This is a genomic window from Pseudomonas sp. AC463 (assembly GCF_979253585.1).
Genome location: NZ_CEEDDZ010000029.1, coordinates 1 through 19629, shown reverse-complemented (window position 1 = coordinate 19629; position 19629 = coordinate 1). Strand labels below are relative to the sequence as shown.

The window sequence follows — 19629 nt, the reverse complement described above, 5'->3', positions numbered from 1 at the left end:
AGTTTGTCTCATGTTGCGGCGTATGTCGACTGTGACCGCTGGGCACTCTTCATCAAACTGTCACGCAACTGTGGCAGCGCGCTTGTACAAACTTCATCAGACTCGCGCTCTACTGGGGTTCTGCGTTTCGGTGTTTTTCATGCGCGTGTTGCTTTTACTGGCCGCTCTACTGTTCGGCCTGCCGTCTTTTGCGGCTTCTCGATGTGATGTGAATGTCCCGACCCAAACGGTCGACCTGGAAAAGGTGAGCATCGCCTACCAGAGCATCGGCCGTGCGTCCGACCCGGCCTTGCTGCTGGTGATGGGCCTGGGCGGGCAGTTGATCCACTGGCCCGACGAGGTGGTGGTCGCCCTCTGCCAACAGGGTTTTCGGGTGATCCGCTATGACAACCGCGATGTCGGCCTGTCCAGCTGGCGCCAGGCCCCCGCCAGCGCCAACCTGACCTTCGAAGTGCTGCGCTACAAGCTCGGTTTGCCGGTGTCGGCGCCCTACACCCTGACGGACATGGCCGATGACGCCCTGGGCTTGATGGACGCGTTGCAGATCCAGCAATTCCACGTGCTGGGCGCGAGCATGGGCGGCATGATCGCCCAACACCTGGCGGCCATGGCGCCGCAACGGGTCGAAACCCTGACGCTGATCATGACCAGCTCCGGCGCCGAAGGCCTGCCGGCCCCAAGCGCGGCGCTGGTGCAGTTGTTGTCGCGGCGCAGTGCGCCGAATCGCGAGGTGGCGCTGGAGCAGCAGGCCGACTTGCTCGCGGCTCTGGGCAGCCCGTCCATAAAGGATGACCGTGACGCATTGCTGCACCAGGCGGCGTTGTCCTACGACCGCGCCTTCAACCCGGACGGGGTGAAACGCCAGATCATGGCGATCCTCGCCGAGCCCAGCCGCGTGCCGTTGCTCAACCAGCTGCGCGTGCCGACCCTGGTGGTGCACGGCACCGCCGACCCGTTGCTGCCGGTGATGCACGGCGTGCACCTGGCCGCGCATATCCAGGGCAGCCAGCTCAAACTGATCCCGGGCATGGCCCATCGTTTTCAGGAAGCGTTCAAGGCGCCGCTGCTGACCGCGGTGCTGCCGTACCTGCAAGCCCATCGCGAAGATGCCGCGCATTGGGCGCAGATTGACCTGGGCGAGCCTTCGAAGGTGTTGTGACATTGGTGTATCGTGCAACCTTTGTGGCGCATTCACTGCCAGCGAGGTTGCCTACCATGAGTACTCCCCTGAAAATCGATTTCGTCAGCGACGTGTCCTGCCCCTGGTGCATCATCGGCCTGCGCGGCTTGACCGAAGCCCTCGACCAGCTCGGCGCCGAAGTACAGGCCGAGATCCACTTCCAGCCGTTCGAGCTGAACCCGAAGATGCCCGCCGAAGGTCAGAACATCGTCGAGCACATCACTGAAAAATACGGCTCCACCGCCGAAGAGTCCCAGGCCAACCGTGCGCGTATTCGCGACATGGGCGCCGAGCTGGGCTTCGCCTTCCGCACCGACGGCCAAAGCCGTATCTACAACACCTTCGACGCCCACCGTTTGCTGCATTGGGCCGGGCTGGAAGGCTTGCAGTACAACCTCAAGGAAGCGCTGTTCAAGGCGTATTTCACCGACGGGCAGGACCCTTCCGATCACGCGACCCTGGCGATCATCGCCGAAAGCGTCGGCCTGGATATCCAGCGCGCGGCCGAGATTCTCGCCAGCCGCGAATACGCCGCCGAGGTGCGTGAGCAAGAGCAGTTGTGGATCTCCCGGGGCGTGACCTCGGTGCCGACCATTGTGTTCAACGATCAATACGCGGTGAGTGGCGGCCAGCCGGCCGAGGCGTTTGTGGGGGCGATTCGCCAGATCATCCAGGAGAGCAAGGGCTGAAAGGCTGTGTAGGTCAGCGGACGATCTTGTCTACCTGAATCCCCAGTTTCTTCAACCGATACCAGAAGCTGCGCTCGGAAATTCCGATCTTCTGCGCCGCTGCCGCCTGCACGCCATTGCTCTCGTGCAATGCGGCCAGGATGTAGGCTTTCTCGACTTCCGCCAGCGCCGCATCCAGGTCCTGGGGGATGCCTGGCCCGTCGCTGAGGATCGCCGTCACGCCGCATTCGCTGGGCCTGGAGGCAAACAGGTAACCCGGCAGATCGATATCCTCGATCACCGGCGTAGCCGCCACGATGGTCGCGCGTTCCACGCAGTTTTGCAGCTCACGGATATTGCCCGGCCAGTGGTACGCGGCCATGGCCTGCAACGCCTCGGGGCTGAACCCGATGATGCGTTTGCCGGCGGTGGCGCTGAGGGTCTGGGCGAAGTGGCGGGCCAGGGGCGCGATGTCTTCCACGCGCTCGCGCAGGGCTGGCAGCGGGATCGGGAACACGTTGAGGCGGTAGTACAGGTCTTCGCGAAATTCCTTGTTGGCCACCGCCTCCAGCAGGTTCTTGTTGGTGGCGGCGATCACCCGCACATCGACCTTGCGCTCGCGCGGGTCGCCGACCGGTTCGATCACCCGTTCCTGCAATGCCCGCAGGATCTTGGCCTGCAGTGCCAACGGCATGTCGCCCACTTCGTCGAGAAACAGCGTGCCCTTGTCAGCCTGTTGAAAGCGCCCGACCCGGTCGGCCACGGCGCCGGTAAAGGCGCCCTTGCGGTGGCCGAACATTTCGCTTTCCAGCAGGCCTTCGGGGATGGCCGCGCAGTTGACCGCCACGAAGGGCTTGCTCGCGCGGCTGCCGTGTTTGTGGATGGCACGGGCGACCATTTCCTTGCCGGTGCCGCTTTCGCCGGTGAGCAGGATGGTGGCGCTGCTGTCGCGTACCGAGTCCACCGCTTGCAGCACCTTGCGAAACGCCGGGCTGTCGCCCACCAGGCTGTCGAACTGCGCGTGCTCGTCCAGCTCGGCGCGCATACGCGCGTTGTCGCGCAGGATGTCGCGAAATTGCAGGGCCTTGGCCACGGTGATGTCCAGCTCGTCGATATCGAACGGCTTGGCGATGTAGTCGTAGGCGCCGTTGCGCATCGACTGCACGGCGTTTTTCACCGTGCTGTAGGCGGTCATCACAATCACCGGCACCTGGGCGTAGCGCAGCTTGATTTCGGCCAGCAGGGCAGGGCCGTCCATGCCCGGCATGCGCCAGTCGCTGATCACCAGGTCGATGTCTTCCTGCTCCAGTACCTTGAGCGCGTGCAGGCCGTTGCCGGCAATGAACACCTGCACACCGTTCTGGCCCAGGGCCGAGGCCAGCAGGTCGCAGAGCTTGGGTTCGTCGTCGACTACCAGAATGTTATGCGTCATGACTGTCCTCGTCGTCTTCGCCTATCGCCGGAATGTACAGGCTGAACGTGGCGCCGGCATCTTTCTCGCTGGCACATTCGATGCGGCCATCGTGACTTTCCATGATCGAATAGACTTTCGCCAGGCCTAACCCGGTGCCGGAGGCCTTGGTGGTGACGAAGGGCGTAAAGATACGTTCGATCATCTCCGCCGGGATGCCCTGGCCGCTGTCGCCGATGCTGATCACCGTATTGTTTCCTTCGCTGCGAATGCCCAGGGTCAGCCGGCCACCTTCGGGCATGGCGTCGATGGCGTTGAGGATCAGGTTCAGGCACGCCTGCCTGAGTTGCTTGGCGTCGGCGTAAAGCGTTGCGCCCGGTGCCTGGTCGTCGATCTGTGGGTCGATGTTGTGGCTGGCCAGTTCCGGCGCACAGAAACCGAGGATCTCCTCCACCAGTGGCCGCGCCGGCTGCACCACGCGTAACGGCGGGTTGGGCTTGGCGAAGTCGAGGAATTCGGTGATCAGGTCGTTGATGCGGCTGACTTCGCTGATCACGTATTCCAGGTGACGTTTGTCGGCCTCGGCCAGGTCGGCGCGGCGGTGCAGCAATTGGGTGGCGGTCTTGATGATGCCCAGCGGGTTGCGAATTTCGTGAGCCAGGCCCATGGCGACTTCGCCCAGGGCGTGCAGGCGGTCACGCCTTCGCAACTGGGCTTCGAGGTGATGCAACTCGCCGAGGCGCTCGGTCATGTGGTTGAAGGTGCTGCTCAGTTGCGCCAGCTCGTCGCCGCCGGTGACCTGCACGCGGTGCTCGTAATTGCCCGAAATCACCGCACCCACGCCTTGGGACAAATCCCGCAGTGGCTTGGTCAGGCGCCGCGACACCAGCACCCCGGCCGCCAACGACAGCGCCGAACTGACCAGGAAAATCAGCACAAACAGATTGCTCTGGTTCACCAGCCCCACCAGGCTGGTGTGGCGCAGCAGGCCGCTGAAAATCACGCCTTGCAAGTCGCCGGAGTCATTGAAGATCGGCCAGTACAAACCACTGTAATTATTGGTGAACTGCTCGCTGGGCTGCTTGGTGCTGCGCATACTGGCTTCGACATTCTTGGGGATGCGCGAGGGGTGATCCTCAAAGCGCTGCGTCGAGAAGATCTCCGAGAAGCCTTCGGGGTTGGCCAGGTACAGGCGCAGGTCGAGGGAATGCACGTCGGCCACGCTGGTCAGGAAGCTGCTGTCCAGGTAGGTGCCCACCAGCAGCAGGTAGTCGACGCCGTCCTGGGTGGTTTCGAAGGTGGAAATGACAATCCCGGTACTCACGCCGGCCACCTGCACGGTTTGCAGCACGGTGTTGGGCGCCAGGCTAATCTGTTTGACGATGTCGTCGGCGGCGGTGCTGAACACCACTTTCTGATCGCTGACGCGGATCAGCGCCACCACATCGATGTCGGTGGCGTCGGCAATATCGGCGGTCAGCCGGTCGTGCCGGGCGGCTTGCTTGCTGGACGGGGGGCTGGTGTAGCGCAGGAACAGTTTGGCCATGCGCGCGTTGTCGTGAAGGATGTCGCCTATCTCGTCCTTGACGATCTTGGTCGACTCCTGCAGCCAGATGCGCACGTTGCTGTCGAAGATCTGCGACAGCGTGGTGGCGGCCAGCTCGGCGGCGATCATGGTGGGAATCACGCTGACCAACCAGAACGCCAGCACCAGCTTGCGCTGGACACTCCAGCGCGAAATGGCAAACGGGCGGGCTTTCTGGCGGGTCTTGGTGATCATCAGGTTTCGCTTATCGCAGCAGCCATGGCAGGGTCGGAACGATCCGGTCGGAAAAACATTTTCAATACGTTGAGCAGGCCGTTGACCAGCCGGTTACGGTGGCGGAAAAACACACTGTTGCCGCGGAACTCGCAGCCCAGGCGCAGCTTACTGGCATACCCGGCCTGGCCGCACTCGTACAGCGCAATATTGTGCTGGATACAGTAGTCGACATTGGTCAGCCAACTGCGGAAATACAGGTTGTAGTCGCGGGTGAACGTTACGTCATGCGCGAAAAACTTGTCCACCAGCCGGTGCTCGTCCACCAGCACCAGGTTGAACGCCACCAGTTGCTCGTCCACCCAGTAAAGTACACACGCCGCGCGGTCTTCCAGGCGCTGGAGCACACCGGTGAAATAGTCGGCGGGCAGCCGCTCGAATTGCAGTTCCGCGCGGTTCAGGGTGGCTTCGTACAGGCGCATCACCTCGGGCAGCACATCGTCGATATTTTGCCGCCACTCCACCCGTGGCCCCGGCGCGCGCAGCTTGCGGCGCAGGTCCTTGCGTGTGGATTTGCCCAGCGAGCCGAGGTAGGCGTCCACCGAGCCGTAGGGCAATGGCAGCACGCCCGTGGGCAGGCTCGGCATGCTTTGGAAACCGGCGGCGCGGCAACTGTCGAGCCAGTGGGGGTCGTTGCTTGGCGCATCCTTGACCGCCACCAGGCCGATTCCGAACTCATCGGCATCCTGGCGGGCGGCGCTCAGCAAGTGCTTGAGCAACAACGCGCGACGCGTCTGCGGCACGTGGCTCGCCACCCCGGCGTCGCAGCGCTCGGCCACCGGCGAACCGAGGGCATACAACCCCAGCTGCAAGAGCCCCGGCCACAGCCGCTCCACGCGTGCGGTAAACCGCTTGCCGGCACCCGACACCGTGGTGTCGAGCCGGTAATGGGTGATGAACGCGGCGGCCACCGCTACCAGCGTGCCGTCTTCGTAAACCGCCAGGTAGCGCCACTGGAAATCGGCCATCGCGGCGTTTTCCACGGCGACGTAATAGTCCCAGTCCTCCAGGGCACCGGCAAAGCAGTCGTTCCAGGCGCTGCGCTGGATGCCCCGGATGGTCGGGAAGGCTTGGGCGGTGATCACATCGATTCCTTAAGGCTTATGCCCGCTGTCGATAGTCTTGAGCGGCCTGGATGGCCTCGGCATGCTGCTCGACAAACTCCGCACTCAACTCGATCACCCGGCGGTATTGCAGGTCGACGGTGATCATGTGGTAGCAGTTGTCCAGCAGGATCTTGGTCACCGGTCCGCCGAGGTGGCGTTCCACGTAGTCGGCGTTCCAGCGGCTGGTGATGTCGTCCTCGATGGAGTGCAACACCAGCGCCGGCACCTGGACCTCGGGCATGCGTTTCTTGACCACGGCATTCATGCGGTGCAACTCGCGCACGGTGATGCCCTCCATGGTCAGCAAACCGGCCTGGCTGCTTTCGCCTTCTTTCATCTGCCGTTCGACGATGGCCCGCAGGCGTTCGTTCTTGATGCCGTAGGGCGATTTCTCTTCGAAGCTGCAGATGTGCACGCCGAACGGGATCTTCATCAGCAACGGCGTGAGGAACGCCAGTTTGTTGATGCTCCAGCCGTCGTACTTCAAGGTGGTGGAATACATCAGCAGCCCGGCGACTTGCCCGGGGTGTTCGGCCGCCACATACATCGACATCACCGCGCCCATGGACAAGCCGCCGACAAACACCTGCGCATGCCGCTGGCGCACCTGCACGAAGGTCTTGCGCACGCCTTCGTACCAGTCGCGCCAGCCGGTGGCCTGCAAGTCGCTGTTGTCGCCGCAGTGCCCGGCCAGGGTCGGCACGTACACCGTGCAGTTGCCCGCCTTGGCCAGGCCTTTGGCGACCTGGCGCAATTCCGTCGGCGTGCCGGTCAGGCCGTGGATCAACAGGATCCCGACCGGACCTTCACCGAGAACGAAGCCGGCATCACCTTCACCGAGGTCGATCTCTGCAAGCTTCACCGTTTGGTCGCCCGCACCAGCAGTTGCTCAAGCAGCTTCAGGCCCAGGTCGATTTCCGGGTAGCTGATTTCCAGCGACGGCGCCAGGGTGATCACGTTCTTGTAGTAGCCGCCCACGTCGAGGATCAGCCCGAGTTTCTGGCCGTCTACCACCATGTCGCCCTTCATGCCTTCTTCGACCATGTAGTCCAGGGTAGCCTTGTCTGGCGTGAAGCCGTCCGGACCGCAGATTTCGCAGCGCAGGGCCAGGCCCAGGCCGTCGACGTCGCCGATGATCGGGAAGCGTTTTTGCAGATCCTGCAGGCCTTCGAGGAAGTATTTGCCCTTGGCCATGACCATCGCGCCGTAATCGACTTCGTTGGTCATCTTGAACATTTCCAGGCCTACCGCCGTGCCCAATGGGTTGGAGGCAAAGGTGGAGTGGGTGGAGCCCGGCGGGAAGATTTTCGGGTTGATCAACTCTTCACGGGCCCAGATGCCGCCCAATGGGTTGAGGCCGTTGGTCAACGCCTTGCCGAATACGATCACGTCCGGTTGCACGTCGAAGTGCTCGATCGACCAGAGTTTGCCGGTGCGGTAGAAGCCCATCTGGATCTCGTCAGAGACCATCAAAATGCCGTGCTGGTCCAGCACCTGCTTGAGTTCGCGGTAGAAGTTCATCGGCGGGATCACGTAGCCGCCGGTGCCCTGGATCGGCTCGACGTAGAAGGCGGCGTATTCGCTCTGGCCGACTTTCGGGTCCCACACGCCGTTGTATTCAGTCTCGAACAGCCGCGCGAATTGCTGCACGCAGTGGCTGCCGTATTCTTCCTTGGTCATGCCTTTGGGGCCGCGGAAGTGGTACGGGAACGGGATGAACTGCGCACGCTCGCCGAAGTGGCCGTAGCGGCGGCGGTAGCGGTAGCTGGAGGTGATCGACGAAGCGCCGAGGGTGCGGCCGTGGTAGCCGCCTTCGAAGGCGAACATCAGGCTCTTGCCGTTGGTGGCGTTGCGCACCACTTTGAGCGAGTCTTCGATGGACTGCGAACCGCCGACGTTGAAGTGCACGCGGCCGTCGAGGCCGAATTTTTTCTTGGCGTCGACCGCGATCATTTCCGACAGCTCGATCTTGCCTTTGTGCAGGTACTGGCTGGCGATTTGCGGCAGGGTGTCGATCTGCTGTTTCAGCGCGTTGTTCAGGCGCGGGTTGGCGTAGCCGAAGTTGACCGCCGAGTACCACATTTGCAGGTCGAGGTAGGCCTGGTCTTCGGTGTCCCACACGTAGGAACCTTCGCAACGGCTGAAAATACGCGGCGGCTCGATGTAGTGAACGGTGTCGCCGTAGGAGCAGTATTTGGCTTCTTTATCCAGAAGGATCTGGTCTTCGGCGGTAGCGATACGGATATCAGACATGATGGAAAATTTCCTGGTTGTCAGCAGTAAAGGAGGTGGCGTTGGCGGCGATGCCTTGGGGCAGCAGGGCCAGCAATGCAGGCACTTCGGCGAAGGTGTCGAAGCGCGCGTGAGGGATGTGGTTGGCCAGGCAGTAGTCGGCGAGGCTGCCCTTGGCGAACACGAAGTCGGCGGTGGAAGCCACACACATGTCGGACTTGCCGTCGCCGATTACCAGCACGCGCTTGTTGCGCGGCGTGGATTTGCATTTGCAGTTGCCCGACGCGGCGCGGCAGGCGTCGCTGGCGTAGGGGAAGTCGATGCGCCAGCTGTTCTGGTCGACCTGGCGCAGGCGGTTGGCGAGGATCGGCAGCAAGGTCACGTAATTGCGTGACAGGATCCGCGCGATGCCTTGCTCGATGCCGTCGCTGACCACTTCGAGGGACGCGCCCAGGCCGATCACGTGATCGACGAAATCGGGGAAGTCCGGGTCGATCTCGACGCTGTCGAAGTACGCCAGCAGTTCGCTGGGTGTGGCCTTGATCAGCGCCAGTTGGCGGCTCAGGCATTCGCGTGAACCGATATGCCCGTCCAGCCATTCCTGTTCGATGGTTTCCCACTCGGGGCCGGCGAAGCGTTGGAGGACGTTGTCGATGACGTCGGTGGGGGTGATGGTCCCGTCGAAGTCACACACGATATGCCAGTGGATCATTGCGTTTACCCTAAGAGGAGCGCGCTCTGTGCGCTTGCAAGTGGGGTAGTGCAGGGGCTGTGCCAACTGGCCAAAGCCCAGCGGGGCTGGGCGCGCGCCTGGGTTTGTGTCGCGCAAGCTACAATTTTTGTAGCTTGCTACAAACAAGATGAGTGCTTGCGTGGAGGCAGCCCTTCGCGCGTTCATGCGCGTATGTCCACACAAGGAAACCGCTCCATGCTCAAGCCAACTTCTGCTGTCGTCGCCTGTTTACTGGGGCTGTGGGGCGTTTCCAGCAGCGTGGTGGCAGGCCCGATCACCGGTGATGTCGGCGCGGGCGTCAGCTACCAGCCCCATGACCCGACCGGCAGCCGCTACGAAACGCGCCCCGTGCCGTACCTGGACCTGGACTGGGGCAACGTCAGCCTCAGCACCGATGACGGCCTGACCTGGAGCGCGCTGAATACCCAAGGTTTTACCGCCGGCCCCTACATCAATTACTTGCAGGGGCGCACCTCCAACGGCTCGCTGCAAGGGCTGCGCAATGTGTCGGACATGGCTGAAGTGGGCGGGTTTGTGCAATACGCGCCGGCCGACTTCTGGCGGGTCTATGCGCGACTGGGGCAGGCGGTGGGCGGCGGGCACTCGCAGAGTGGCGCGCTGGGCAAGGTCGGTGGCGAACTGGGTTATCCGCTAGGGGGAGGCATTATCGGCAGCAGTGGCCTGGCGGCGAATTTTGCCGACGCGCGCCAGACCCAGACCTACTTCGGCGTGGATGACAACGAGGCGGCGGCCACCGGCTTCAAGCCGTACAACGCCAGCGGCGGGTTCCAGAACGTCACGCTGACCCAGAGTTTCCAGTTCCCCCTGGCGCCCAACTGGTCCCTCCTGACCAGCGCCAGCTGGGTCCACCTGGTGGGCTCGGCGGCCGACAGCAGCATCGTCAAGCAGACCGGCGACGTGAACCAGGGCCAGGTGCAGACGGCGATCAGCTATACCTTTGACTGATGTGTGCAGATCAAATGATCTATGGAGGTAAAAGGTGGGAGGGGCGGTGCGACGATTCGACTTGCCCCCGATGGCGGATTGTCGGTGTACATATCCGTTGTTGAAGTAACGGCTGATATTGGTTCCGCTCTTACAGCGGGTCACTTTTGGAAGAGCGCCAAAAGTAACCAAAAACGCTTCGCCCCAACACTTGGCACCTCGCCTAGGCTCGGTGTGCCCGAACGCAGGCTTGAATCCGTGGGCCGCCGCGATGGGCCATCCTTGGCCCAGCGCGGCTAACCCGGCGTCCTGCCGGGTTACCCACGGATTCAAGCCTACGTTCGGCCAGCGTGTTTGACGGGGCGATTCGAGATCAAAAGCAAAAGCGCGGCGGCCTTAGAGCCGACCGGTATTGCATGCTCGATATCAGTTTTCTTCGCCTTCGGCCAGCAGCGCGATGCCGCCGATAATCACCGCCACCCCGGCCCAGTGCAGCGGGCTGATATGCTCCCCCAACCCCAGCCACGAACCGAGCAACACCACCACAAACACCAGCGAACTCAGGGGGAAGGCCAGGGACAAACTGCTGCGCCGCAGGATCAGCATCCACACGAAAAACGCACCGATATAACAGGCAATAGCCGCCAATATCCCCGGGTTACGCGCGACATCCGCCAGCCATAACCAATTGAAATCCATCTGGCCCAACTGGTCGCCAGCCACTTTGGTAAATAACTGCCCGGCACTCTCGGTGCAGATCAGCAACGCCCACAGCACTACCGTGCCGATGCGCCCATGCAACCACGCGTGCGAATTCATGCCTGACTCCCTGCAATCGCCACCAACATCACCCCCAAGGTAATCACCAGCGTGCCCATCCAGCGACGGCGGCTGACGGTTTCGCCGAGTACCAGCTTGCCCGCCAGCACCACGCCGCAATACGCCAGCGCGGCGGCCGGAAACAACAGGCTCAGCGGCGCGCGGGACAGGGCTTCGAGCCATACGAAAAACTCAATCACGTAGGCGCCGATCCCGGCCCACAGCAAGGGTGCATTGAACACCTGGCCCCAGAACGCATTCAGGCGAAAGCCGCCTTCCAGCTCGGGCAAGCGGTCGAGGCCGAGCTTGAAACACAGCTGGCCGATCACATCGAGCACGATGGAAAACGCCACCAGCAACACCACGGTCAAGGTCACGGGAACAGCTCCTCAAACAGGTCGATCAGGGCTGCATTGGTGGCGGCATTGCGTTGCAAGTCCGCCGCGCTCCAGCGCTCGGGGGGCGGCTGGTCGGACTTGGCCTCCCAGCGCTTGAATGCGTTGCTGAAGGCCGGCGTGGCGAACTCGCCGCACACGTCGATGCCGATGATCCGCTTGCGCGCCGCCAGGGCTCGCAGGGCTTGCAGCAAGTGGGTCAGGCGCATGCCGCCCTGGTCCCAGTTGGTGGCCGCGTCTTCGCAGGCCAGCACGTCTTTGTCGAGGGTGATCCAGATCGCGTCGGTGGGCAGGCTGCTGATCATTTGCTCGAGAAACGCGGCCCAGTCCAGCTCGGCCAGGTTGCGCCAGTGCAGGTGGTTTTCCTGCTGCTGGTGGCCGGCGCCGTCGCCGACCCGGCCCCAGACTTTCGACGGCGGATGCTGCCAGGGAAACAGCTGCAATTGCCCGCGCTTGAGGGCCGCGAGGTTGCCGCCGCGCAGTTGCGGGTTATGCAGGTCATCGCTGCACGGGCCGAGGGTGACGATGCGTTTGATCGCCGGCATTTTCAACGCACGGTTGACCCACGAACCACAGTGGCGCTTGGGCGCAAAGCGCACCCAGTCGGGGTGGTTGTCGAAGTGAATCAGGCTGATGGGCTCTTTAAGGTCGGCGAGAAATGCCGGGGTCAGGTGGTGATAATCGCCGGAGCCGACAAAGAAAATTTCCGGCCGTGCACAGGTGGGCCGAGGCCGCGTGGCCAGGCGTTCGGCAAAGTGCTTGTAGGTTTTTTCGGTGGACCAGAGGCGCAGTTTGGGGCCCAGGTCCAGCAGGTCCAGGCGGGTGGCCTGGCCGCTGGCGAGGCGCTTGGCAATCGGCGCCTGGCCGGTGAGGCTGTGGTCGAGGTCAAGAATGTTCACGGCAGTGTTTCACCCATGGCAGCGCCCGTTCTGATACTGGGTTCATCACTCATGAACCCCAGCCGAATGGGCTTTGCAGGGTGAATGCAAGGCGCGGGCCAGGGGTCAGGCGTGCACGCGTACCCACACGCTGACCAACACCGTCGCGGCCATCAGCCAGGCCACGGCCGCCACGGCGAGCGAGGTTTCCAGGCGCAGGCGGTCGACCAGCACGTACAGGGTCGCCAGGTACACAAAGTACGGGATGATCGACCACATGCCGAACAGGATGGTGGTCTTCAAGTCGTCCACCGAACGGCCCTTGCCGACGATGTAGTGGGCGATCAGGGCAAAGGTTGGAAACAGCGGCACCAGCCCGGCGATGTAGTAGTTTTTGGTCTTGGCCAGGGCGGCCAGGATCAACACCACGGCCGCGCCGAGGGCGGCCTTCAAGAACAGATCCATCAGTGGCTCAACCCGTATTTTTTGACCTTGTCGAACAGGGTGGTCTTGGCCATCCCCAGTTCCTGGCTGGCCTGGGTCAGGTTGCCGCCGCTGCGTTGCAGCGCGTCCACCAGCAGGTTGCGTTCAAAGGCTTCCACCGCCTCGGTAAAGGCTAGGCCATGGCTGCCGCTGCTGGCGCCGCTTTTCTTGAAGGCGGGCAGGCCGAGGGCAAAACGTTCGGCGACGTTGCGCAGCTCACGCACGTTGCCGGGCCAATCGTGGCTCATCAGGCTGGAGACGGTCTGGTTGTCCAGCTCCGGCGCCGTGCGGTCAAAGCGCAGGGAGGATTGCTGCAGGAAGTGTTCGAACAGTTGCAGGATGTCTTCACGGCGCTCGCGCAGGGGCGGCAGCTCCAGGGTCACCACGTTGAGACGGTAGTAGAGGTCGCTGCGGAACTGGTTGGCGCGGCTCAGTTCGTCGAGGTCGGATTTGGTGGCAGCGATCACCCGACAATCCACCGCCACGCTCTGGTTCGAGCCCAGGCGTTCGAGGGTGCGTTCCTGCAACACCCGCAGCAATTTGATCTGCAGGTTGATCGGCATGCTTTCCACTTCATCGAGGAACAGCGTGCCTTCATGGGCGTGTTCGATCTTGCCGATGCGGCGTTTGCCGGCGCCGGTAAACGCGTTGGCTTCGTGGCCGAAAATCTCGCTTTCGAAGAGGTTCTCCGGCAGGCCGCCGCAGTTCAGCGCGACAAACTGGTGGGCGTGGCGCCGGCTGAAATCATGCAGGCAGCGCGCGACCAGTTCCTTGCCGGTGCCGGTCTCGCCTTCGATCAATACGTTAGCCGAGGTGTCGGCGACGTTGGCGATCAGCTCGCGCAGGTTCTGCATGGCCGGCGAACGGCCGATGATGCGACCTTCGAGCGAATCACGCTCGGCCAGCTGACGGCGCAGCGACCAGACCTCCCGCGCCAGCCCGCGCTGCTCCAGGGCGCGGCGGGCGACGTCGACCAGGCGCTCGGGGGAGAAGGGTTTTTCCATGAAATCGTAGGCGCCGTTGCGCATCGCGCCGACCGCCATGGAGATATCGCCGTGCCCGGTGATCAACACCACCGGCAGGCTTTTATCCAGCGCCTTGAGGCGCGTGAGCAGCTCCAGGCCGTCGATGCCCGGCAAGCGGATGTCGCTGATGACGATGCCCGCAAAGTTCTCGCCGATGCGCTTCAAGGCCTCTTCGGCACTGCCCACGCCCACGCTGGGAATATCTTCCAGCGCCAGGGCCTGCTGGCAGCCGAGCAGCACATGGGGGTCGTCTTCGACGATCAGCACGGTGAGGTCTTGGGATTCAATATTCATGTCGACTCAGCTTGTTGAGTACCCGCCAGCGGCAGGCACAGGACAAAGGCCGTGCCACCACTGGCCGGGTGTTCCACGGCGAGGTTGCCGCCGGTGGCCGCCGCGAGGCTGGCGGACAGGGTCAGGCCCAGGCCCAGGCCTTGCTCGCCAGGTTTGGTGGTGAAGAACGGTTCGAATAAATGCTTGCGGGCCTCGGCGTCAATGCCATGGCCGTTGTCGCGCACCAGCAGGCGATACTTGCCCTCGCTGCTGCTGCCTTCCAGCCACAGCTCGGGCAAGGGTTGCGCCTGCATGGCGTCGAGGGCGTTGCCGATCAGGTTGACCAGGATTTGCTCCAGGCGCGTCTGGTCGATCTGCAACTGCGCAGGGCTGAATACGCGGTGCACGCTCAGCGGCAGGCCGTCCAGGCGCGCGCCGAGGACCTGGAACGCGGCGTCCACGGCCTTGCCGAGGTTGGCTTCGCCCTGGTCATCGCCGCGCCGGGCAAAGGAGCGCAGGCTGGCGGTGATGCGGCCCATGCGGTCGATCAGTTCGTTGATGGTCTTGAGGTTGGTGCTGGCCGTGTCCAGCGCACCGCGTTCGAGGAAGCGCACGGTGTTGCCCGACAGCGTACGCAGCGCGGCCAGGGGCTGGTTCAATTCGTGGGCGATGCTGGTGGACATTTGCCCGATGGCCGCCAGCTTGCCGGCCTGCACCAGCTCATCCTGGGCGCGGCGCAGGGTTTCTTCGGCCTGTCGGCGTTCGCGGATCTGGCCCTTGAGCCGTTCGTTGCTGGCGCGCAGGTCGGCGGTGCGTTCGGCAATCCGTCGCTCCAGTTGGCTATTGGCTTCCTGCAGGGCTTCGCGCGCGGCGAGGCGGGTGGCGATGACTTTGCGCCGTTCGTTCCAGGCAATCAGCAAAAACGCCACCAGGCCAAACGCCACGGCCACCAGGATCCCCTGGTTGATTGCCGCGCGGCGCAGGTCGTTGAGCGGCGTGAGCAGGGTGAAATTCCACGGTGTGTCGTTGAGCGGCCGGGTTTGCGCGAGGTAGCTGACTGCGTGCTCGTCGTTGACCACTTCGCTGTTGGCCGGGAAGGTCAGTTTCTCGGTGCCTTCGTTGAGGCGCTCGCGGGCCAGGGGTTCCAGCTCGTTCAGCGTCGCCCAGTAATATTGCAGGCTGTGGGCCAGGCGGTCCTTGGTTTCATTGCTCAGCGGGCGCACGGCCTTGAGGCGCCGGGCCGGGTCGCTGGACAAGATGATGATGCCGTTTTCGTCGCTCACAAAGGCTTCGAGGCGTGCGCGCTGCCAGCGATCTTCCAGCGCTTCGAGGCGCACCTTGACCACGGCCACGCCGATGATCTTGCCGTGCTCTTCCAGGCCATGGGCCAGGTAGTAGCCGGGTTCGCCGTTGGTGCTGCCGATGCCGTAGAAGCGCCCGGGCTGGCCGCGCACGGCATTCTGGAAATAGGCACGGAAGGACAGGTCTTCACCCTGGTAACTGTCGGCATCGCGCCAGTTACTGGTGGCCAGCACGCGGCCGGTGGTGTCCATCACGTAGATGGCCCGACTGCGACTGCGTCGGTTCAGGCCTTCGAGGTAATCGTTGACCGGCTGCCGGGTTTGCTGGTTCGGGTCGGCCAGCAGCTTGGAGACACTGGACTCAAGTTCCAGCAGGCTGGGCAGGTAGGTGTATTTGCTCAGTTCGCTTTCGACGGTGCGTGCGTGCAGCTCCAGCTGGCGTTCACCGGTGTCGCTGAGGGTGCGGATGCCATAGAACTCACTGACCCAGAAGCCGATATAACCCAGGCCGATCATCAGGGCGATGATCAGCGGCGGCAGGAACAGTTGGCGAATCAGACGAGGTTTCACGGCAAGTGATGGCGGTGCGGCGCGAAATTGGTTGGGGTCGCATTTCATCACAGATGCCTTGGGTCAACCAGAGCTGCCGGCCTGCTCGGTCCGGTGTGGGAGGGGGCTTGCCCCCTCCCACATTGGACCTGTTTCTGCAGAGGGCGCGCAGTAGTACTTAGTGCTGCAGGATTTTCTCAAGAAAGTGCTGCGCGCGTTCGGAGCGGGCGCTGATGTCGCCGAAGAACTCTTCTTTCGGGCAGTCTTCGATGATCTTGCCGGCGTCCATGAAGATCACGCGGTCGGCCACTTTGCGCGCAAAGCCCATTTCGTGGGTCACGCACATCATGGTCATGCCTTCGTGGGCCAGTTGCACCATCACGTCGAGCACTTCGTTGACCATTTCCGGGTCCAGGGCCGAGGTCGGTTCGTCGAACAGCATGACGATCGGGTCCATGGCCAGGGCGCGGGCAATCGCCACACGTTGCTGTTGGCCGCCGGAGAGTTGGCCTGGGTGCTTGTGGGCGTGCGCCGACAGGCCCACGCGCTCAAGCAGTTGCAGGCCTTTCTTGGTGGCTTCTTCCTTGCTGCGGCCCAGCACCTTGATCTGCGCGATGGTCAGGTTTTCGGTGATGGTCAGGTGCGGGAACAGTTCGAAGTGCTGGAATACCATGCCCACGCGCGAACGCAGTTTCGGCAGGTTGGTCTTCGGGTCGGCGATGGAGGTGCCGTCGACCACGATGTCGCCTTTCTGGAACGGTTCCAGCGCGTTGACGCACTTGATCAAGGTGGATTTGCCCGAGCCCGACGGCCCGCACACCACGATCACTTCGCCTTTTTTGACATCGGTGCTGCAATCGGTCAGCACCTGGAAGTCGCCATACCACTTGTTGATGTTCTTGATAGAGATCATACGGCAAACCTTTTTTGCAGACGCTTGACCAGCAGCGAGGCGGAAAAGCTGATGATGAAGTAGACGACACCGGCGAAGATCAGGAACTCATTGGAGCGGCCGATGATGTCGCCGTTGGAGCGGGCGGAGTTGAGGAAATCCACCAGGCCCACGGTGTAGACCAGCGAGGTGTCCTGGAACAGGATGATCGACTGTTGCAGCAGCAACGGGGTCATCTTGCGGAACGCCTGGGGCAGGATGATCAGGCGCATGGTCTGGCCATAGGTCATGCCCATCGCTTGCGCTGCGCCCATCTGGCCCTTGGGGATCGACTGCACGCCGGCCCGCACGATCTCGCAGAAGTACGCGGCTTCGAACATCATGAAGGCCACGACGCAGGAGGTGAACGCGCCGATCGGGGTGTCTTCGCCGGTGATCCAGCGCAACACGAACGGCACCGCCAGGTAGAACCAGGTGATCACCAGCAGCAGCGGGATCGAGCGGAAGTAGTTCACGTAGGCGCCGGCCAGGCGCGACAGCAGTTTGCTGGACGACAGGCGCATCAGCGCCAGCACCGTGCCCAGGGCGATACCGCCGACCACGCCCATGACCATCAATTGCAAGGTCATGATCATGCCGTTCCACAGGCCCGGGATGGCGGGGATGATGCCAGTGAAATCGAGTTCCATTATTTACCCCCCACGGAGATCAGGCCGGGCACGGCGACTTTCTTCTCGACCATGCGCATCAGCAGCATCAGGCTCATGTTCAGGGTGAAGTAGATCAGCGTGGCCAGGGTGAAGGCTTCAAACAGGTTGGCCGAGAACTCGGCGGTCTGCTTGGTTTGCGCCAGCAGTTCCATCAAGCCGATCAAGGACGCCACGGAGGAGTTCTTGAACACGTTGAGGAATTCCGAGGTAAGCGGCGGAATGATGATGCGGTAGGCCTGGGGCAGCAGCACGTTCCAGTAGATCTGCGGCAGCTTGAAGCCCATGGCACGCGCGGCAGCTTCCTGGCCACGTGGCAGCGCCTGGATGCCGGTGCGTACTTGCTCACACACACGGGCGGCGGTGAACAGGCCCAGGCACACGACAACGCTCAGGTAGGCCGAGGTGGTCGGGTTCAGGTCCTGCTTGTACCAGTCCTGCAGGTTTTGCGGCAGCAGGTCGGGTATCAGGAAGTACCAGATGAACAGCTGAACCAGCAGCGGCACGTTACGAAACAGTTCCACGTAGCAGGTCGCGATGCCCGCTACGAGGCGGTTTGGCACGGTACGCATGACCCCCAGAATGGAGCCCAGCAGCAAGGCGATGATCCATGCCACGACAGCGATGGCGATGGTCCAGCCCAGGCCGGCGATGTACCAGTCGAGATAAGTCTCGCTGCCAACGCCGGTGGACTTGAAGAACACGCCCCAGTCCCAGTTGTAATTCATTAGGGTCTCCCCTCGAGATCGATCGATGTACAAGCACCCGCTTGGGGAAAGTCCATTCCCGTCTGACGGTGAACGCCAGACACACGCGATCGGCTCGAAAACCGCCAGGTCGAGTGTTCCAAAAAAAGCCAGCAGGTAATTACAGACGCCTGAGGGAGGGTTGCTCCCTCAGGAGATAAGGTTAGATCAGTGTCAGATTTTTACGTCAGGCGCTGGCTTGTCGCTTGGGTTGGCGATCAGCTCTTTAACCTTTTCACTCATCGGGAAGTTCAGGTTCAGGCCTTTAGGTGGAATCGGGCTCTCGAACCATTTGCTGTAGATCTTGTTGATTTCGCCGGACTTGAACAGGGCGGTGATGGCGCCATCCACGGCTTTCTTGAAGTCTGGATCGCCTTTGCGAACCATGCACGCGTAGGCTTCGAAGGACTGTGGAGTACCGGTGATGACCCAGTCGTCCGGCTTCTTCGCCTTGGCTTCTTCACCGGCCAGCAGGGCGTCGTCCATCATGAACGCAACGGCACGGCCGCTTTCGAGCATCTGGAAGGACTCGCCGTGGTCTTTGGCGGAGATGACGTTCATGCCCATCTGCTTGTCGGCGTTCATCGCCTTGATGATGCGCTCGGACGTGGTGCCGGCGGTGGTCACGACGTTCTTGCCTTTGAGGTCAGCGAAATCGTTGTAGGACGGCTTGCCATCCTTGTCTTTCTTGACCAGCAGGCGGGTGCCGATTTCGAAGATGTTGACGGTGAAGTCGACTTGTTGGGCGCGTTCGGCGTTGTTGGTGGTGGAGCCGCACTCAAGGTCCGCAGTGCCGTTCTGGATCAGCGGAATACGAGTCTGCGAGGTGACCAGGTTGTACCTGGTCTTCAGGTCGGGCTTGTTCAGGTCTTTTTTCAGTTGCTCGACGACAGCCAGTTGAACGTCGTGGGAGTAGCCCACGGGTTTACCCGAAGCATCTGCGATGTAGGAAAACGGAATGGAGCTGTCGCGGTGAGCGAGAGTGATGGTGCCGGAGTCGTTGATCTTCTTCAGCGTGCCGGTGAGTTCGGCGGCGAAAACTGGAGTGCTGATCAGAGCAGCAGCGATAGCTGCGCCCAGAATATGGGGAACGATGCGCATCAATACTTCCTCGACATTTGTTTTTTTTATGAAGCCGGCTAAACGGCTCTCTTGTACAGCGAATGCCCGTGACGGCTCCTGAGGCGTCCCAGGCAATCGTCTAGGAGTGTAGAGCATGAGTCGTGCCATACCCGTAGTAAAAGCATAAAGTACTGATTTATATGCAAATTAACTTTGTATGACGGTAAATATATAACGCATCGGTCCGGCAAACCGAATGGTAGGGGTTATGCTGTTCGGAAAACCGAATGCGCTGAAGGCCGCCTGCCTGATTCACCAGGGAACCAATTGTCTAGTCCTGAAATAGGTTTACACCTGTTTCAGTCTCAAAACGCCCGATGCACCGCATCGGGCGTTTTGTATTTC

19 protein-coding genes are annotated in these 19629 nt (G+C 62.1%); 3 read left to right on the top strand and 16 right to left on the bottom strand.

Annotated elements, in window-relative coordinates:
• The first annotated feature begins 139 nt into the window (after nt 1-139).
• Entirely contained in the window at nt 140-1159 is a 1020-nt protein-coding gene (locus AC0IYH_RS26885) for an alpha/beta fold hydrolase (RefSeq protein ID WP_116628499.1), read from the top strand.
• Between the two features lie 56 nt (nt 1160-1215).
• Entirely contained in the window at nt 1216-1869 is a 654-nt protein-coding gene (locus AC0IYH_RS26880; protein WP_116628498.1) for a DsbA family oxidoreductase, read from the top strand.
• A gap of 13 nt (nt 1870-1882) precedes the next feature.
• On the opposite strand, the gene AC0IYH_RS26875 is transcribed toward AC0IYH_RS26880, so the two are convergent.
• The 6 genes from AC0IYH_RS26875 to AC0IYH_RS26850 are packed head-to-tail and all read right to left on the bottom strand — an operon-like array spanning nt 1883 to nt 9128.
• The gene (locus tag AC0IYH_RS26875; protein WP_122773598.1) at nt 1883-3280 is read right to left on the bottom strand and encodes a sigma-54-dependent transcriptional regulator; all 1398 of its coding nucleotides are present in this window, start codon (nt 3278-3280) and stop codon (nt 1883-1885) included.
• Nucleotides 3270-5039 carry a sensor histidine kinase gene (locus AC0IYH_RS26870; RefSeq protein ID WP_471837089.1) on the bottom strand — a complete coding sequence of 590 codons (1770 nt, stop codon included), beginning with the start codon at nt 5037-5039 and terminating at the stop codon, nt 3270-3272. Before AC0IYH_RS26870 ends, AC0IYH_RS26875 begins: the two co-directional genes overlap by 11 nt.
• Nucleotides 5039-6163: a GNAT family N-acetyltransferase gene (locus tag AC0IYH_RS26865; protein ID WP_471837088.1), complete on the bottom strand. Its 1125-nt coding sequence runs from the start codon at nt 6161-6163 to the stop codon at nt 5039-5041. Before AC0IYH_RS26865 ends, AC0IYH_RS26870 begins: the two co-directional genes overlap by 1 nt.
• A 16-nt stretch (nt 6164-6179) precedes the next feature.
• On the bottom strand, nt 6180-7046 hold the full coding sequence (locus AC0IYH_RS26860; RefSeq protein WP_122773601.1) for an alpha/beta fold hydrolase: 867 nt from the start codon (nt 7044-7046) through the stop codon (nt 6180-6182).
• Nucleotides 7043-8437 carry an aspartate aminotransferase family protein gene (locus AC0IYH_RS26855; RefSeq protein WP_315417495.1) on the bottom strand — a complete coding sequence of 465 codons (1395 nt, stop codon included), beginning with the start codon at nt 8435-8437 and terminating at the stop codon, nt 7043-7045. The genes AC0IYH_RS26860 and AC0IYH_RS26855 overlap by 4 nt, the downstream gene beginning before the upstream one ends.
• Entirely contained in the window at nt 8430-9128 is a 699-nt protein-coding gene (locus AC0IYH_RS26850) for an MtnX-like HAD-IB family phosphatase (RefSeq protein ID WP_471837086.1), read from the bottom strand. Before AC0IYH_RS26850 ends, AC0IYH_RS26855 begins: the two co-directional genes overlap by 8 nt.
• Before the next feature lie 216 nt (nt 9129-9344).
• Between AC0IYH_RS26850 and AC0IYH_RS26845 the strand changes: the two genes are divergently transcribed.
• Nucleotides 9345-10115 (top strand): MipA/OmpV family protein, encoded by a 771-nt coding sequence (locus tag AC0IYH_RS26845; RefSeq protein WP_471837084.1) that lies wholly within the window; start codon nt 9345-9347, stop codon nt 10113-10115.
• 405 nt (nt 10116-10520) lie between these two features.
• Here the strand turns inward: AC0IYH_RS26845 and AC0IYH_RS26840 are convergent, their stop codons facing one another.
• From AC0IYH_RS26840 to AC0IYH_RS26795, 10 genes are all read right to left on the bottom strand, one after another.
• Nucleotides 10521-10913, bottom strand: coding sequence for a DMT family transporter (locus AC0IYH_RS26840; RefSeq protein WP_116628490.1), 393 nt, complete (start codon nt 10911-10913; stop codon nt 10521-10523).
• On the bottom strand, nt 10910-11290 hold the full coding sequence (locus tag AC0IYH_RS26835) for a DMT family transporter (protein WP_116628489.1): 381 nt from the start codon (nt 11288-11290) through the stop codon (nt 10910-10912). The genes AC0IYH_RS26840 and AC0IYH_RS26835 overlap by 4 nt, the downstream gene beginning before the upstream one ends.
• Nucleotides 11287-12207 (bottom strand): arginase family protein, encoded by a 921-nt coding sequence (locus tag AC0IYH_RS26830; RefSeq protein ID WP_471837082.1) that lies wholly within the window; start codon nt 12205-12207, stop codon nt 11287-11289. The genes AC0IYH_RS26835 and AC0IYH_RS26830 overlap by 4 nt, the downstream gene beginning before the upstream one ends.
• A gap of 105 nt (nt 12208-12312) precedes the next feature.
• Nucleotides 12313-12651, bottom strand: coding sequence for a GlpM family protein (locus tag AC0IYH_RS26825; RefSeq protein ID WP_471837080.1), 339 nt, complete (start codon nt 12649-12651; stop codon nt 12313-12315).
• Nucleotides 12651-13988 carry a two-component response regulator AauR gene (aauR, locus tag AC0IYH_RS26820; RefSeq protein WP_116628486.1) on the bottom strand — a complete coding sequence of 446 codons (1338 nt, stop codon included), beginning with the start codon at nt 13986-13988 and terminating at the stop codon, nt 12651-12653. The genes AC0IYH_RS26825 and aauR overlap by 1 nt, the downstream gene beginning before the upstream one ends.
• Nucleotides 13985-15886 (bottom strand): two-component sensor histidine kinase AauS, encoded by a 1902-nt coding sequence (gene aauS, locus AC0IYH_RS26815; RefSeq protein ID WP_122773605.1) that lies wholly within the window; start codon nt 15884-15886, stop codon nt 13985-13987. Before aauS ends, aauR begins: the two co-directional genes overlap by 4 nt.
• A gap of 109 nt (nt 15887-15995) precedes the next feature.
• Nucleotides 15996-16730 carry an amino acid ABC transporter ATP-binding protein gene (locus AC0IYH_RS26810; RefSeq protein WP_049709764.1) on the bottom strand — a complete coding sequence of 245 codons (735 nt, stop codon included), beginning with the start codon at nt 16728-16730 and terminating at the stop codon, nt 15996-15998.
• Nucleotides 16727-17398 (bottom strand): amino acid ABC transporter permease, encoded by a 672-nt coding sequence (locus tag AC0IYH_RS26805; protein ID WP_471837077.1) that lies wholly within the window; start codon nt 17396-17398, stop codon nt 16727-16729. The genes AC0IYH_RS26810 and AC0IYH_RS26805 overlap by 4 nt, the downstream gene beginning before the upstream one ends.
• On the bottom strand, nt 17398-18144 hold the full coding sequence (locus AC0IYH_RS26800; protein WP_116628483.1) for an amino acid ABC transporter permease: 747 nt from the start codon (nt 18142-18144) through the stop codon (nt 17398-17400). Before AC0IYH_RS26800 ends, AC0IYH_RS26805 begins: the two co-directional genes overlap by 1 nt.
• Nucleotides 18145-18336: 192 nt before the next feature.
• On the bottom strand, nt 18337-19263 hold the full coding sequence (locus AC0IYH_RS26795) for a glutamate/aspartate ABC transporter substrate-binding protein (protein ID WP_116628482.1): 927 nt from the start codon (nt 19261-19263) through the stop codon (nt 18337-18339).
• Nucleotides 19264-19629 lie beyond the last annotated feature (366 nt).

Bases quoted from the DNA above. Each gene is read 5' to 3' on its own strand.
- AC0IYH_RS26885 (WP_116628499.1), top strand. From the start codon at position 140: ATGCGCGTGTTGCTTTTACTGGCCGCTCTACTGTTCGGCCTGCCGTCT.
- AC0IYH_RS26880 (WP_116628498.1), top strand. From the start codon at position 1,216: ATGAGTACTCCCCTGAAAATCGATTTCGTCAGCGACGTGTCCTGCCCC.
- AC0IYH_RS26875 (WP_122773598.1), bottom strand. From the start codon at position 3,280: ATGACGCATAACATTCTGGTAGTCGACGACGAACCCAAGCTCTGCGAC.
- AC0IYH_RS26870 (WP_471837089.1), bottom strand. From the start codon at position 5,039: ATGATCACCAAGACCCGCCAGAAAGCCCGCCCGTTTGCCATTTCGCGC.
- AC0IYH_RS26855 (WP_315417495.1), bottom strand. From the start codon at position 8,437: ATGTCTGATATCCGTATCGCTACCGCCGAAGACCAGATCCTTCTGGAT.
- AC0IYH_RS26850 (WP_471837086.1), bottom strand. From the start codon at position 9,128: ATGATCCACTGGCATATCGTGTGTGACTTCGACGGGACCATCACCCCC.
- AC0IYH_RS26845 (WP_471837084.1), top strand. From the start codon at position 9,345: ATGCTCAAGCCAACTTCTGCTGTCGTCGCCTGTTTACTGGGGCTGTGG.
- AC0IYH_RS26840 (WP_116628490.1), bottom strand. From the start codon at position 10,913: ATGAATTCGCACGCGTGGTTGCATGGGCGCATCGGCACGGTAGTGCTG.
- AC0IYH_RS26825 (WP_471837080.1), bottom strand. From the start codon at position 12,651: ATGGATCTGTTCTTGAAGGCCGCCCTCGGCGCGGCCGTGGTGTTGATC.
- aauR (WP_116628486.1), bottom strand. From the start codon at position 13,988: ATGAATATTGAATCCCAAGACCTCACCGTGCTGATCGTCGAAGACGAC.
- aauS (WP_122773605.1), bottom strand. From the start codon at position 15,886: ATGAAATGCGACCCCAACCAATTTCGCGCCGCACCGCCATCACTTGCC.
- AC0IYH_RS26810 (WP_049709764.1), bottom strand. From the start codon at position 16,730: ATGATCTCTATCAAGAACATCAACAAGTGGTATGGCGACTTCCAGGTG.
- AC0IYH_RS26805 (WP_471837077.1), bottom strand. From the start codon at position 17,398: ATGGAACTCGATTTCACTGGCATCATCCCCGCCATCCCGGGCCTGTGG.
- AC0IYH_RS26800 (WP_116628483.1), bottom strand. From the start codon at position 18,144: ATGAATTACAACTGGGACTGGGGCGTGTTCTTCAAGTCCACCGGCGTT.
- AC0IYH_RS26795 (WP_116628482.1), bottom strand. From the start codon at position 19,263: ATGCGCATCGTTCCCCATATTCTGGGCGCAGCTATCGCTGCTGCTCTG.